This window comes from Acinetobacter sp. WCHA29, assembly GCF_002165335.1.
Lineage (GTDB): Bacteria > Pseudomonadota > Gammaproteobacteria > Pseudomonadales > Moraxellaceae > Acinetobacter.
The window spans coordinates 81,054-96,624 of record NZ_NHRQ01000001.1; the positions used below are offsets into that span (position 1 = coordinate 81,054).

Sequence of the window (15,571 nt, forward strand, 5' to 3'; positions counted from 1 at the left end):
ATTAATTTTCACCCAAAGAAATACTAGTAGGTAGGGCTTTAGGTTCTTGGATACCCTTTATTGAAGAATGTTGATTTTCAATTTTCATATCAATCTTATTAATATAATCATTAGTCGTTTCAATTTTTTTTAAAAGTTCTAATTGTAGACCCGATAATTGTTTATCAAGTTTAGGAATTTGAATATTCTTTATTAAAGCATGTTGATTTTCAATCAGTGAATCTATTTTATTTAGGTGATCATTTGTCATTTCAAATTTTTGTGTAATGTCCATATGTACTTCATATAGTTGCTTATCAACTTTATTCTTAAATTTATCAATAGCAGCCATTTGGTGAACACCAACTTTTTCAATTAAATCTGTTTGATTTAAATATACCTTCTTAGAGTATTCTACATTTTTTTCATATATATCAATACTATTCTTTTTGAATAAATTATTAACTTCTATTACTTGCTCAAATGATTTCGCCATATCTAAAGAATTTTGTTGATAGGTTTTCATGTTTTCAATGAGTTCTAGATTTGATTGATTAAACTGGTTATATATCGCATCCATCTGTATGCGATATTTTTCAGCATCAACAATACTTTCTTTGCCTAAAGTAGCTAATTGTTCTACTTTTGCATCTATAATATTGATTTGCTTATCAAGCTCTTCTGAACTTGATTGAAGGGCTTTATTCATTTGAATGAAACTTTCAGTATAATTTTTCAACAAATCAAACTGTTTTTGTTGTTCAAGATAACTTTCATTTATTTGTTTTAAAGTGGCCTGATTATTTTTAATCTCTTCACTATAGCTATTCTGCCATGAAATAACATTTTCTAAAGTTTCATTCAATTTAGGGAAGTTAGAAGCAAATTGATTTCCCATATCTTTATTAAACTCCAACATTACAGACTTTAATGCAGCGATAAATATTTCATTATTCCTTTCTGTTTGAGAAGTAATAAATTTCTCATTACTTTCTTGCAGGGAGGCAATACGATTTACAAGTATGTCTTTATAATTTTTAAATTCAGTTTCTTGTTTTCTCTGAATTGCTAAAGTATCTGCATTACTAGTAACTAATTCTTTAATGTATTTGATGAAGGTATCTTTATAATCTTTTGATTCATTTTCCTGTCTCTGTTGAATCAATAAACTTTTTTCATTATTATCTAGAAATATACCTATTCTAGCCTCTAGCGCATCATCATTTTTTTGATCATTTTTTACGAAATAAAATATTGCTTTGTATAAAATAGAATAAAAAACTCCTATCGTCGATGCTATAAAAGCACCTTGTATATGTATCAAAAGATTGTTAATTGCCTTAGTAGGATTAGAGCTCAAATCGAAGTCATAAAGCCCTAAACCCACCCCCATGAACATAAAAAGAATGCCTACAGTAACCAAAAATGAAGGTGCATTACTTCTAATAGAGTAAACTTTATTGAAATAAATTAAAGTGAAAAATGCTATTGTTAGTGTGACCGTGCTGAATCCAATTATCCAATTCATACTTTTAGTTTAATTGAAATTAATTACACAATTTTACAGTTTTTTTTTAATTTAACTAGATTAAAACCATCTTAAAACAAATTATTTATAAAAATAATTTGGAGATTGGACGTGATGATATAAAAATTCCTCTGTACATGACAAAAAAGGTAACTCATTGAAATAAATGACATAATGGTAGTTTTTCTGACGAACGTAAACTATGCCACATCTCAACGAGCTACAACATATCCTAAACCAACATTTCAAATGGAACAAGGCGAGAATATCTTGTCTTACATTCATGATGATTGCTTTACTTTTCAAACAAACATCCAATCTTGCAAAGCTGTCTACCCTGTTTATGAATGAAGCTCAACCCCAATCATCTTACAGAAGAATTCAAAGATTCCTTTCAAAGCATTACATTGATTTTAATCACGTTGCACAGTGATGTGTGCTTAAAAAACAGGAGGGTTTAACTTGGTAAACTATACATACTCATTAGGAGTTTACCATGAGCAAGAAACAGAAGACTTACACCGCAGAATTTAAAGCTGAAGCCATAAAAACCATTGAAGAGAACCAAGGTAATGTATCGGAATCCGCTACACAACTTGGCATTTCAATGCAAACCCTTTCCAACTGGAATAACAAAGCAGTTATTTTATAATCAGCGAAGAATTCAAAAAGGCTTGGATTTTAAGACACCAAATCAAATGGCAGAAGACTTTTATCGGTTAGCTGCCTAGAATCTCCCAAGTGAAAGTCTCCTGCTAATTCAGCACACATCATATTGTTTGATATATACGCTTGGTAAAGTTTTATTTAAGGCAATCATGATGCCACTATTTAATCCAGTTCTATAGGTCAAAGTACCTTTGAGTTCTGTACCTTCTTCTTTACCATGCCCGCTGCTATGAACCAACACACCGTTATTTTTTTTCAATGTGCTTTAATAGTTCAATCACATGTTTAGAAGATGGTTGAAGACTTAATCCTGTATAACTTTTAGGAAAACTCATTACACCCCCTCCACTGCATTCGCTACCAAAGCATCTGCTAAATGCAATTTGGTTTTCTGTAATTTACTTTGTAAAACTTGAAGCTGTTCAATTATAGAAAAAAGTTGACTTACTTTTTCAATGATATATTTTTGCTCAATCAACGGAGGTAATGGTATTACTAGATTAGTGACATCTTCCATTTTAAGGTTTGGTTGTAAGCCACTATCACTAAATCTTTTTTTATAAAGATTAAGAACAAAATCACTGCGCATAAATAAATAGATATATTCATTCATATCAATTTCAAAAGGTCTAATCATACTCACTCGCTGATTGAGCAATGACTTATCATAACTTTGAGGACATTTACAAATTTTAAGACCTGTACTGATATATGGGCGTGTTAAAGCTAATAACAAATCATCTTGGAAAACTTGGAAAGCCTCTATTTTCTTGTTTAATTCAATATTCAAATAATCTGAAGATTCAATAAACTCTCCAACCCCAATATTGGTGATTTTAATAACTCTGTGTAAGCCATCTTCTTCAGTAAAATCCTGACTAGAAAAAGCATTTCCTGAGTTAATTAAAGAAATATTACCTAACTTTTCCCACTCCCACCCACTCGGCAATTCAAACGGTTTTTCATCCTCAGCAATCTCAGGCAAAGGCTTTGACTTCTTAATCTTACCTTCTTTAATGAGCTTAGCTTTTTCATCCGCAATCTTTTTCAGCAACTCACTTGCAGGCTCATCACTTGGGTCTTGTTTCACCAACTTACCCATTACAGCAAGCCGTAAAACCGTTTGTTTTAACTGCTCAATGCTGTATTCTGTGGTAAATAACACATCAAAATTTGCAACAATGCGTTTCCAGTTGTCTTGAAATTCATCGGCATCGCTCGATTCAGTGAGTGCTTTTAGCAAAGTATCGACCAATGTAGCATGGGCATCACTGCTTAAAGTTTGTTGTTGCTCAAGCTGATCGCACAGTTGCATGAGCTCATCAACTTTCTCAACTATACGGTGTTGTTCTTCTAGTGGTGGAATAGGAATAATAAATTTAGCAATGTTCCCCATACTTAAATTTGCACGAGCATTATCCACTTGTTTATCAAACATATAGCTTTTGCAAAGATTGCTATTAAAAAAGTGAAGCAAGTAATCCTTTGATAAATATTCACAGAATGTTCTAATCAAACACACTGCTTGGTTGATATTGGCAAGCCTATCTAAATCATAAATAGCTGTTCTTCCAATTGATCCTCCAACAATATTCATCAAAAAATCATCTTTTTTCAAAATGGAACGTGGTTCAATTTCATTGAATTTAGCTTCAACATATTTAAAATTATGGGTGATTAATTGATAGTTTCCTACATTTTCACTGGTAATAAATAAAACGTCATCACTATTTTCTGTGTACTGAACACCCTGCCATTTGGGTGAAGAACCCTTAGTTATTAAAGAAGTTAGATTTTCTAATCTACAAAATTCCCATCCATTTGGTAATTTAAATGGAATCTCTTTTGCACCAATTGCTTGTGGTTTTTTAGCTTCTTTAATTTCACCATTTTCTACTAATTTAGATTTTGCATTTGCGATATTTTCTAAAACTATTTTAGCTGGTGTATCCGTATTACGATGTTCAGATAATTTCCCCTGGATTGCTAAATCTAAAATCAATTCACGTAACTTCTGCACACCATAAATCGTATCATTCGAACCAGAACTACGCCCACGCCCTGACTTCTTCTCCGTTTCCGCAGTCAGCCAAATATCCAAATGCTCAGTAATGAGCTGTTTTACATCGGTCATCTCATTCACCCTAAATTATTGGCTTAACGCTTCATCTAAAATCGTTTTTAGCTGGTTACGGATTTTGCTGATCTCAGCTTGTAAATCCGCATACTGCGCCAACGATTCCTCAGGGTCTTTGACTTCCTCTTCCGCTTGATGCGGATTTTTAATATCTAGGTTGTAGTTACGATCTAAAATCTCTTGCTTAGAGACTTTCCACGCCTGCTCATTTTCAACACGACTGGTAAAACCGTCAGCTTCATTGCCCCACCATGCTTTTAATGAATCAAACTCTTTTAATTGAATCGGCTTGGTCTTGTTATACGCTTTTATGCCTTGTGGCAATTGATGCTCATAGAACCAGACATGCTCAGTTTTCTTACCTTTGGTGAAGAACAAGATATTCGTACTGATCGTGGTATAAGGCGCGAATACAGACTTAGGCAAACGAACAATCGTATGTAGATTACACTTCTCCATCAGCTCTTCTTTAATGGCGGTTTTAATGCCCTCACCAAACATAAAGCCATCAGGTAAAACCACGGCTGCACGACCATTGGCTTTTAAAAGCTGAATTAACAGCACCATAAAGAGGTCAGCCGTTTCACGGGTCTGAAACTTGGCTGGGAAATTATTCTCAATGCCATCTTCTTCAATGCCTCCAAAAGGTGGATTAGTCAAAATCACATCAACACGCTTATCTACTCCCCAAGAAATTAAAGGATGCGCTAAAGTATTGTCATGTCTAATCTGTGTAGGCACATCAATGCCATGTAAAATCAAATTGGTCGTACATAGCAAATGTGGTAATGGCTTTTTTTCTATACCAAAGATTGATTGTTGTAAGATTTTTTCATCTGCAGGAACTTTAACAAAATGCTTTCGTTTAAATTCAATTGTTGAAGTTAAAAATCCGCCTGTACCACAAGCTGGATCAAAAACTGATTCTTCTAATTTCGGAGCTATAATTTCAGTCATAAACTTTGTAACTGCTCTCGGTGTATAGAACTCACCTGCATTACCAGCCGATTGTAGATCTCTTAAAAGTTGTTCATAAATATCACCGAATGCGTGTAATTCTTTTGACTTCGTAAAATCCAACTCAGCTTCAATTTTATTAATAACTTGTCGTAACAACGTACCCGACTTCATATAGTTATTAGCTTCTTGAAATACACTTGAAACTAAAAAAGCTCTTGGATCATCATTGTTTTCGGCTAGAGTTTTTAATTTTTCAAAAAGTACATCATCGATAAACTTTTTAAGTGCATCGCCTGTTATTCCTTCAGAATTTGCTGCCCAATTTCTCCAGCGTAATTCTTCAGGGATTGGGGATTTAAAGACTTCACCTTCAAATAGAGCAAGAGTCTCTGCTTCCATTTCTCTGGCATCAACTACTTTCAGAAACAACATCCATACTAACTGACCAAGACGTTGTGCATCACCATCTACACCAACGTCTTTACGCATGATTTTTTGAATTGCTTTAATAGTTCCTGAAATACTCATAATTCGACTTCAAATGTTTAATATTAAATTTGTGTAAGAGTTTAGCAGACAGCCCTATCAAGACACATCATCGTAAAGTTGATCGCCTAGTTCTTTCAGTGCTTTTGTATATTCTTCAACCGAACCAAAGGACTGAATAATTTCCATGAGTGATCCCATCTGATTAAAAGGTGGAACTTTTAAAATCTGCACGTCTTCAATCGGCTGAATCCCTTGATCAGCAAACTTGTCCAGCAATGCATCTAACACCTGACGCGCCTGCTCGTTGTACTTGGTAAAGTAATTACGTTTACGGACGTTATTGGCACGTTCTTTTTTAGTCAGTGCTGGCTGATCAAAAGCAATATGACAAATCAGATCAAAAGCATCGAAGTCCTTACCAACTTCATCTTCCAGTGCTTCAAAAATCACACCTTGCTTTTGAAATTCTTCAATAATTAGCGATTTTTTATCTGCCCCTTTCCATTTTCGAAGGAAGGTATCTAAAGACTCATAATCCTTCAGAATATGCTGACGAGTGTAATCTTTAAGTGACTCTGTGACTAACTTGCCATCATTGTCATAGAACTGAATACGTTCCCCAATAACTTTCACAGGAACATTGTTCACAACAAATTTTTTAGGTGGTTCACCTTCAGTATCATCGTCATCGCTACCTCCTGTTGGAGGATCAAAAATCGTTGGCTCAGCAGTTGTATCATCACTAACTTCTCCATCGTCTTTTTCTTCTGGAGGGACAATCGGTTCACCTTCTTTTGGTTCATAAATCACCACAGGCTCACCATCAAAAGCAGGATCACTAAATAATTCTGTCGCTTTCTTAAAGTCCATAATCGTGAACCAAGACTTTCCAAACTCTTCATTTACTCGTGTACCACGACCAATGATTTGCTTGAACTCGGTCATGGATTGAATATGCTGATCGAGAACAATCAATTTACAAGTTTGGGCATCAACACCTGTCGTCATGAGCTTGGAAGTAGTTGCAATGACAGGATAACGTTCTTCAGGGTTAATGAAGTTATCTAGTTCAGCTTTACCTTCTTGATCATCCCCCGTAATGCGCATGACATACTTGCGATTTTCTTTAATTTTATCAGGGTTCAGGTTTACAAGTGCCTGACGCATACGCTCTGCATGATCGATATTGTCACAGAACACAATGGTTTTGGCATAGGGATCAGTGCTGTTCAAATATTCCGTAATTTTTCTAGCCACTAACTCTGTACGCTTTTCGAGGACAAGCGTTTTATCCATATCCTTTAAATTAAAGATACGATCTTCAATTTCATTACCATGTCTATCTTTTTGACCTTTAGCTGGTCGCCACCCTTGCAGATCCTTATCTATATCAATACGAATCACTTTGTAAGGTGCAAGGAAACCATCTTGAATACCTTGTTTCAAGGTATAGGTATATACAGGTTCACCAAAATAAGTGATGTTAGATGTATCTTTTGTTTCTTTAGGTGTTGCAGTTAAACCGATGTGGGTCGCTGAACTAAAATATTCAAGAATGTCACGCCATGCAGAATCTTCTTTAGCACTACCACGATGACATTCATCAATCACGATTAGATCAAAGAATTCAGGACTGAACTGCTTATAAATGTTCTTCTCTTCTTCTGAGCCTGTTACAGCCTGGTATAAGGACAGATAGATTTCATAGCTTTTATCAACCGTGCGATTGGTGATTTTTGTCATCTTGTCGCCAAAGGGTTTAAAGTCATTATTCTTGGTTTGATCAACTAGAATATTACGGTCAGCTAAAAAGAGAATGCGTTTTTTAGCACCAGATTTCCATAAACGCCAAATGATCTGAAAAGCGGTATAGGTCTTGCCTGTACCTGTTGCCATAACCAATAAGACACGATCTTGCCCACGAGCAATTGCTTCTAATGTCTTATTAATCGCATTGGTTTGGTAATAACGTGGTGTGCGATCTGTACCATCATCGTAATAAGGAAATTCAACAATAGCTTTTGCTTCAGGGGATATTACACCATGATGTTGCTGATATAGATTCCATAACACATCTGGTGCTGGGAATTGATCTAAACCTAACTCTGTTTCCACCTTATTGGGATTAAACAAACCTGTCTGGTCATGCAATAAGAAACCATCTCCATTCGTTGAAAATACAAATGGAGTTTGTAAACAGTCAGCATAACCAAGCGCTTGCTGCATACCAGCACCTAAAGTATGTTTATTGTCTTTGGCTTCAATCACCGCAATTGGAATGTTCTTTTTATAGTAAAGAATGTAGTCTGCACGTTTGGTCTCCCCGCGGGTATGTAATTTGCCACGAACCATGATTTGACCTTTGGTAAAAGTCACTTCTTCACGGATCTGTTGCGCTGTCCACCCTGCATTTATTAAAGCGGGATAGATAAAACGAGTGCAGATCTCACGTTCAGACAAATCTTTTTTAGACATATATCCTCAAAGCGAATAACTTAATTTTTATCATATATTTAAAGATAACCATTATTTTTAAAATATAAAAGCAAATACTGCATACTTTTAAACTTAGGTTGAATAGCTTGAAACAAAAAAATAAGGGAGCAAAGGCTCCCTTTCTATTCTCGACTCGCTAACTTACTTTCAATCCATTGATGGATCTCATAAGCTGACCAGCCGATACGATTTTGAGTAATTTTAACTTTCCTTGGGAATGTAGGATCGTAATAAGGTGAATTCTCATCCATCATTTCATAGATAGTTGAACGTCCTACTTCTGTAAACAGCACAACTTATTTGATATTGATAAGCTGATTCATTTGAAATGTTTGACTAATAAATGTATTCATGACTGATTCTCCTTAGATTGTTTAAGCGAGCTGTCTACCGCTCAAACAATCAGGACGTTCTGTAAAAAACTAATTTGAATACTTCATAACCTTGACCTAATTTACAGCCCTTACACTTTGTCTCAGACTCTGTTTTATCTCCGTGGCATCATTGACCGCTTGAGCAATCGATGCTGCTGATACGACATCAGACCTCACCTCAACAGCATTTTGCTGATCACTATAAAACTCCTCAACAATATCCAGCCCCTCTTCTCCACCCACCTCAAAACTGGCATTGCCGTAGCCCTGCCGTGCCACGAAATCCAATGCCTCCTGATAAAACCCTGCGGCCTTGCTCTGTTCATCCATTTGCTTAGCTGAGCTAATCGCATCTTTCAAATTTGTACCATCCCGTAAAGTTAAGTCCACGTAGTAAATCGGAGTACGGTAGCTTTGAGTCGTACTCTTACCTCTCAACGTCAATTGCAAAGGCAAACATGAAAGTAAGTCGCCCGAAGCGGCATGATAATAACGAAGACGAGCTGCCAGCGTCCGAATACTATTAAAACCTGTGGTTCTGAAGATAAATGTCCCTAACTCGTCCGATTCATCTAAGTTGACGTAGAGTCTGCCATAGGGTTTACAGAGTCCGCCTTGTGCCAGTGGACATAAGTCAGGTGATGGACATGGATGTTGTTCAATACCATTTTGTCCGAGTCGCTGACAGGTTTCTCCATTACCCGAACAAATTAAACGTCCTGTCTGTCGATCAAATAAGCTGTACTCTGCTCTAAGATTAAGCTCAGGATCGTTAAAAATCATACGAACTGGAATGATTCTGAGTTTTTGATTCGGTACTTTGGCACGGAGTTGCTCATCCAGTGGATGTTTCACCCACCCCTCTTTGTTTTGGATTTGGCTGGTAATAGTAAATTGGTCATCCTTTTCAGGAACACGTTTACCATTCTTTTCTATAATTTTACCAATGCTGATACGCCCAAGTACGGGTGGTGTAATTGCTAGACCTGTAATCATGAGATGAATCCTTATTTTGTTAAATATTTACGAAGTCACGATATTTACTGTAAAGCACCGCCTCTTCACCTATTCCAGTTCAGCCTGATCAATCACCTCTCTTTATTCATCGGTCACAAGAGATTGAGTGCATCAAAGATTTACGCAAAGCTTCTCCAACGCCCTTTCTCTGTTATTTAGAGGGAGGGCAAGTGGGGCGGCTTTGCGCATTTTTTAGGTTTAAGGAGGGGGGCTAGAGTTGGTTAAGAACTTGAATGAATATTAAATCTGCGACTACCAATACGGGTTTGAGGATACTGATCTAATAATTCGGGCTGTGTTTGGAGTAATGCTTTCTGATCTAACACCACACTATCCTTCGATTTCTTCCATGTCACGCTGCCCTGACTAAATATGGCTTTTTCAGCATCCTTCATTAATATCTGAATACGATGTTTTAGATAGTCATATTTGGTTTGATGGTGTGCTAGATGCTTCTCCTCATTCAGTAGATCAGTAAAAAGTTGATCTACTCCTGATAAAGTAGACAGATCCACAGTTTGTAAAGGTATATGCTGCGGGTATAAGAGTTGCAGAGCTTTAGCTGCTGACTCACTGGCATCGACATGAGGTGGTATATCGTTTTCTACACAAGACCAGAAGATTTTTTCTGAAGCAATCAGACGATTGATCACAATTTCATTGCGTTCAACTTTATATATCTTGGCTTCATGTCCACAGATTAAGACACAGATATGAGCTGCTTGTTTACCTGTAACAGCCAATTGATGCTGTACTTGAATGAGCACATACATAGGCACACCTTCTCGCCAATGCTTGGTTCCCCACTCTCCAACTGATTTACATTCTAGAAGTTGTACTTCATCACTGCCTACGACTGCATAATCCAGATTGGCTAACATAAAAGCTTTGTCTTCATCTGGATGTTGTAAAACTGCATTGACCCGACGAACCTTATTACCAGTACGCTGTTGATAGTAATCTGCAATCAGCGGTTCTAACTTGTTCCCCCAATACAAAGGTGAATAATGGTTCTTAAAAGGTTGATCTGGAGGCGCTTGCATTCGACCTGTTTTAATCATCCATAGTTCCAACATCGACATATGTGGATTTAAACCACAAGCTGCTGCGGCATCACTACTTCCAATGCCTTGTTTTCGTACTTGTAACCATTGCTCACGACTCATACCTTTGGTTTTAGCCAAACGTTTAGCTGAATTTGGCTGTGATCTAGAAGTCAGAGCGGTTTGGGGTGGATTTAGGTTTAAAGGCAAATGAGCGATTGCATGACTTGATGAGGTTTGAGTATTTGGATTCATCATATTCTCCATATCTGTAAAAAATTAAAAATTTGGGCATAAAAAAAGCCGCACCTGGGGGAGGTGCGGCAAAAGGAAAAACGAATCATTAAAATTGATTCAGGAAAGGTTCAGCTTATGCTATTCATTTAATAAATGAGCCCCTATGTATGTTGAGTTTAAGCCACCATTCTTAACGCTTGCTCTACTCCTCGTTGTTTAATGGCTGCCCCCATACCAAACCAAGCCGAATCCAATCGATGGTCGGTACTCATCGCTCGTCGTTCATGGTCACAGAACTCTGTAATGGCACAAAGTAAACCGTAAGCTGTATCTTTGGCTGAACTGAGTTCTGCCCCACGCCCTTGTCCATTGAACATCGTCATGACTTTTGACATTGCTCGTCCATTCGGCTCAGTTTTACTGTCTGATCGAGATGAATTTATTTGGTTAGGCATTGCAGCATTACGGTAGAACTGAATGATGCTTTCATCCTGTTCAGCATTGCTTAGATTGGTATTGTTAAACACCGCATCGAAGTAAGCTGCGGCTTCTTGCTGTGTTACCTTCCGTTGACTGAGTTGCTTCATCTCGTACATATGCTCATCCCATGTACGAACTGAAACACCCAATTGCTGCTTTACTTTTTCTGCATCGAAACGAGTGCTGTGTGGGACTTTAACAATGCCTGCACTATTCTGTCCTTTTAGCGCAATCGCCAAAGTGTTACTACAGACCACTCGAATTGAAGTGAATTGTGCAGTTGTAGCAAGTGTTCCATCACAAGCCGTTGCTAATAGAATATAGCCATTACTGACATCCTTGCCTTTTAAGGCTGCGGTCTGCCCAGTCTTAGCCAATGCCCAGAACTTCTTACCGCCTTTGAGTACACCTGCTGTCTCAAGTTCAAAACCTGATTGTTCAGTGAGGTCTCGATAAAACTCCAAAATAGAACTTGGTTGCACTTCTTGAAAGCGTTGGCTAACAACAGATAACGGTGCATGGGTATCAGAACGATACAAAACTCGTTGCTCTTCAAAAGGCATAATAATACTCTGACCTTTCTCATTCTGCGCCATGTAACTGACATCAGATGATTCAATGCGCCAGTCCATACCTGCCTGTTGCGCCCAGACTTCAATGGGTTGATGTGGGCTGAGTTGATTACCCAGACCATGCCACGGGGTTTCACCGACATACGACATTTGTTCAAGTTGATGTGCCATGATGATTTCCTCCCATCCTTAGTTGAAATTGCATTGGCAATTGTTGCAGTGGAAATAAGCGGTAGGCTGCTGTGGCTGTGAGGGTTGAACCAGACTATCCAGCAAACCACCCACCACTGCCCCAGCCAATCCACCGAGTAATGGTGAAAATGGCGTAGGGAAACTCTTGGCAAGGCTTGCACCAATCCCTGCGCCTGCCATTGAAGAAAAACTGTTATTGCCTGATGGCTGTGTGGTTGCACGACTGATATTGTCTGAATAACAATATGGACATGTAATATTCATAAGATATACCTCATTAAATGAAAAAAGGCTTATCGATGGATAAGCCTATGTTTTTGAATGTAAGAGACAAAGAAAACATTCAATCTTCATGTTAATGATATATATCTATGATTTTTTGGGATTGAGACTTTTCAAAGCTTTGGGGGAATTGCCCTTTACTAAATTCTCTCATACCTTTCAATCTAGCACGTAAGTATTGGTCATCCTTTTCAGGCAAAGCCAGATAACCTATTACCTCAAAAGCATTACTGACTGCAAATGGATCTTTACGTTCAATCAACCCTAGACCTAATTTCTTCAACTCGCAATATCGCTGCTTATGATCTTGCTGATTACAGTTAAAAAATAAACCATCACCTTTGGTAATTTGCTTGTGCCAAAGCTCTCCGATATTCTGCCCTAAGTAACTATCTCGACACCGTATAGAGCCATTATAGATCACTAACAAATGGCAATGGAAACCTTTACTTTTCCCCCCTTGCTCTAAACGATAGGCATAACCTACCTGATCTCTAAAAATCGTATCCTTGTTTTGAATGCGATTTATTAACTTCTTAATATCTTTATCAAATTGACTAATCGTTGCATTACGCTCATATTGATAAGACAAATCAACCCGAACTAATAATAATTTTCTATGTTGCCCTAACAAACCTTCAAAATATTTAAATAGCACTTGTCGGTTACGTTGGTTCTTAACATGAAGTTTACTAATAAAGTTTTTATGCTCTTCCCGTAATTGATTCTGAAAGGATTTAAATGCCTGCTCTTTATCAAAGACAGCGTAATTATCAAGATATATATTCTGAGGCATAAGGTCAAAGTAGGTCTGGACCAATGGACTGTATTCATAATTACCGTCATACACGGAGCTAGCTAATCCAAGAATTTGCTGATGTTCTGTTTTAAAGGATTTCCAATCATACATTTTGTTCGATACAACATGCATTAAGTTTTCGATTCTAAGTAAAGCTTGAGATTGATTCATTCGAGACACTCCAAGGTCTTTGTTCCATAGGAGTGTCTGTTTGGTATTTTTATAAATTAGAATAGATCTGTTTTGATTTATTCGTATTGATCTTTGATCAAAGTAGATGATCAAGATTGTTTAGGTATGGGTATTGAATGATATTAAATATATATCCTAGTCACTCATACCTTGAATTCGGTCTACAAACCTCTCCTCTAAGGAGAAAACCCTTCTTCTATAGCAAAATGGAAAACTATACAAATTTCTGTAATGCTATGTAGTGAAATGACAAGCTAAAGTTAAGTAAAGCTAGACTCAACCATTTAAATCTCTTTTTGCCCACGACCAAACCTTGACTTAATATCATCGGTATAAACAACATCAAATGTTTCCAGAAAAATGAAATATGGTAGAACACGCTTTTCAAAGAATGACCATTTTTCTTTATCCCCTGCTTCAATGATGAGCTCTGCTGGCATCTTCCATTCTGGATTTTGCAAGATAGGCACAGATTCGAAGTTCAGCTTGACCTCCATACCGTTAAAACTTTCTGAAGAGGCTTTAAGCAAATCACAAGTATAAGCAAGAAACTCGGTCGGGATATCTCTAAAACGTACCTCCGCATCACTCTCTTGAATTTTAGTTTCCATCAAGCTATTTGCATTAAAGACAATAATGATGTCTTGTACTAATTGCCCTGTAACAAAGTTCTCTCTCCAGAAATATAAATAGTTCAGATATCCTGAAAAACCTTCTGGCTTTGCTGCTTTCTTATTAAGAGAAGTAAAGAATTTCTGAAATTGCTCATAGGGAACCCTATCTTTACAATTCTTATAGGCAATTTCTAATCTAAATCGATAGAGAGCTATGTCTTTTTTCTTGTATCCATGGAAATACTGAACAGCTTTTTTTAATCTCTCCGAGTTTTGTGCCCACTTTTTTGTTACCTCAATATGACTTGGTTTAATAATTCTGGATTCCGTGTCACCATCTCTAAGTCTAAAAAGATTCTTATCTGTTCGAAGATTACCACTTTCAGCAAATGCTTTAAGCCTACATAGAAGTCTATTTAAATTACATAAAGCATCTTCAGTCAGATCATAATTCAGATCATATAGTGCATTTTTACCTCTTTTTTGTTCAACTTCAAATTTGAAAAATTCGGCAAGGATTTGGATGTTCCGACTGAAATAATTTCCAGTAAATTGCTTGATATCATCAACATTATCTAATACAAAGAGTAGCTCTCGGCCTAATTGAGTTATTCGATTCTCGCATTGTTTTAATGTTTCTTGGGCCTGCTGCTTAGATTGACTTGAAGCATTCATAAAAACAGGAACTGGCTTGAACAACAAAGCCAACATAAAAACTTCTAGCCTCATTAAAGTTTCATGAGGATCATATTTCTTATACAAATCTGCAATATTCTTAAAACGCGGTCGACGGCTTAACCGAGTCGAAGGGAAATCATCATATTCAACCTCTAATTCTTTATATAGGGTTTCAATGATTTCTAAGTATTCTCTTAATGGCTGATGCATATTGATACTGGACTTTAATTTTTTGTTATTCTCAACAATCAAATCTCTTAAGGGTTTATATGGTCGTTCCCTACACTTCTCTCTCTTTCCGCTATTGCTCAGTCCGAGATTATTTTCAGTTTTCGAAGCTTTGATTTCCGTAAGTAGTGCTTTAAATCTTTCATCATCAAATAGCTTATTGATAATTGAATCAGCAAGACCTTCGCTTGCTTGATTATCTATATTTGTTAGATCATCATTAAGATTCAAAATTTCATCGGCTCTGCTAAATGTTATTTGTCCCTCACCCACTGTCCTTATTCCTTATAATAAATGACTTGTAGCAACTTAATTTATCATGTTAATTCCAACTTGGTAAATCATTAATTCCCATAGTTTTTTATTCAAATTCCTAGTTATTTGAACATAAATTCCATTTTAGGTTTGAGTTAAAATATAGCTTTGGGATGGCATATCCACTTAGGTTGAGAGCCAATTTAGCTTTTACAGCGATCATCAAACTTAGCTCAGAATTTACCGTCAGAACTTCTTCTAACCATCGATAACCAAGCAGAAAAAATACAAAAATCTGAATATATTTTGCTATGTAATAAATTTAGGAATGTCGTCTATAACTTTCTGAA

The 15,571-nt window shown here is 36.7% G+C and carries 12 protein-coding genes and 1 pseudogene; 1 reads left to right on the forward strand and 12 read right to left on the reverse strand.

Going from position 1 to position 15,571, the window contains the following annotated elements; translation table 11 throughout:
* Nucleotide 1: 1 nt before the first annotated feature.
* Complete coding sequence (locus CDG59_RS00425) at nt 2-1,372, reverse strand: hypothetical protein (RefSeq protein ID WP_143225207.1); 1,371 nt, start codon at nt 1,370-1,372, stop codon at nt 2-4.
* 631 nt (nt 1,373-2,003) lie between these two features.
* On the opposite strand from CDG59_RS00425, the pseudogene CDG59_RS00430 reads away from it, so the two are divergent.
* Nucleotides 2,004-2,147: pseudogene (locus tag CDG59_RS00430) on the forward strand (transposase); the annotation flags it as partial.
* A 120-nt stretch (nt 2,148-2,267) separates the two neighbouring features.
* Here CDG59_RS00430 and CDG59_RS15250 read toward each other — a convergent pair.
* The 11 genes from CDG59_RS15250 to CDG59_RS00480 all read right to left on the reverse strand — a co-directional run bounded on the left by CDG59_RS15250 (nt 2,268) and on the right by CDG59_RS00480 (nt 15,239).
* Complete coding sequence (locus tag CDG59_RS15250; RefSeq protein WP_171294954.1) at nt 2,268-2,435, reverse strand: hypothetical protein; 168 nt, start codon at nt 2,433-2,435, stop codon at nt 2,268-2,270.
* A gap of 75 nt (nt 2,436-2,510) precedes the next feature.
* Nucleotides 2,511-4,310 carry a restriction endonuclease subunit S gene (locus CDG59_RS00435; RefSeq protein WP_087542882.1) on the reverse strand — a complete coding sequence of 600 codons (1,800 nt, stop codon included), beginning with the start codon at nt 4,308-4,310 and terminating at the stop codon, nt 2,511-2,513.
* Between the two features lie 15 nt (nt 4,311-4,325).
* Nucleotides 4,326-5,801, reverse strand: coding sequence for a type I restriction-modification system subunit M (locus CDG59_RS00440; protein ID WP_087542884.1), 1,476 nt, complete (start codon nt 5,799-5,801; stop codon nt 4,326-4,328).
* A 57-nt stretch (nt 5,802-5,858) separates the two neighbouring features.
* A complete protein-coding gene (gene hsdR, locus CDG59_RS00445) occupies nt 5,859-8,237 on the reverse strand; it encodes an EcoAI/FtnUII family type I restriction enzme subunit R (protein WP_087542885.1) in 2,379 nt (792 codons plus the stop codon).
* A gap of 143 nt (nt 8,238-8,380) precedes the next feature.
* Complete coding sequence (locus CDG59_RS00450; RefSeq protein ID WP_227519093.1) at nt 8,381-8,551, reverse strand: helix-turn-helix transcriptional regulator; 171 nt, start codon at nt 8,549-8,551, stop codon at nt 8,381-8,383.
* 156 nt (nt 8,552-8,707) lie between these two features.
* Nucleotides 8,708-9,628, reverse strand: a complete 921-nt coding sequence (locus CDG59_RS00455) for a hydrolase or metal-binding protein (RefSeq protein ID WP_087542887.1) — start codon at nt 9,626-9,628, stop codon at nt 8,708-8,710.
* 242 nt (nt 9,629-9,870) lie between these two features.
* On the reverse strand, nt 9,871-10,947 hold the full coding sequence (locus CDG59_RS00460) for a YqaJ viral recombinase family protein (RefSeq protein ID WP_087542888.1): 1,077 nt from the start codon (nt 10,945-10,947) through the stop codon (nt 9,871-9,873).
* Between the two features lie 158 nt (nt 10,948-11,105).
* A complete protein-coding gene (locus CDG59_RS00465) occupies nt 11,106-12,152 on the reverse strand; it encodes a DUF932 domain-containing protein (protein WP_087542890.1) in 1,047 nt (348 codons plus the stop codon).
* Nucleotides 12,153-12,170: 18 nt separating this feature from the next.
* Nucleotides 12,171-12,437 carry a hypothetical protein gene (locus CDG59_RS00470; protein ID WP_087542891.1) on the reverse strand — a complete coding sequence of 89 codons (267 nt, stop codon included), beginning with the start codon at nt 12,435-12,437 and terminating at the stop codon, nt 12,171-12,173.
* A gap of 91 nt (nt 12,438-12,528) precedes the next feature.
* The gene (locus CDG59_RS00475; protein ID WP_087542893.1) at nt 12,529-13,425 is read right to left on the reverse strand and encodes an inovirus-type Gp2 protein; all 897 of its coding nucleotides are present in this window, start codon (nt 13,423-13,425) and stop codon (nt 12,529-12,531) included.
* A 305-nt stretch (nt 13,426-13,730) separates the two neighbouring features.
* The gene (locus CDG59_RS00480) at nt 13,731-15,239 is read right to left on the reverse strand and encodes a hypothetical protein (protein WP_087542894.1); all 1,509 of its coding nucleotides are present in this window, start codon (nt 15,237-15,239) and stop codon (nt 13,731-13,733) included.
* Nucleotides 15,240-15,571 lie beyond the last annotated feature (332 nt).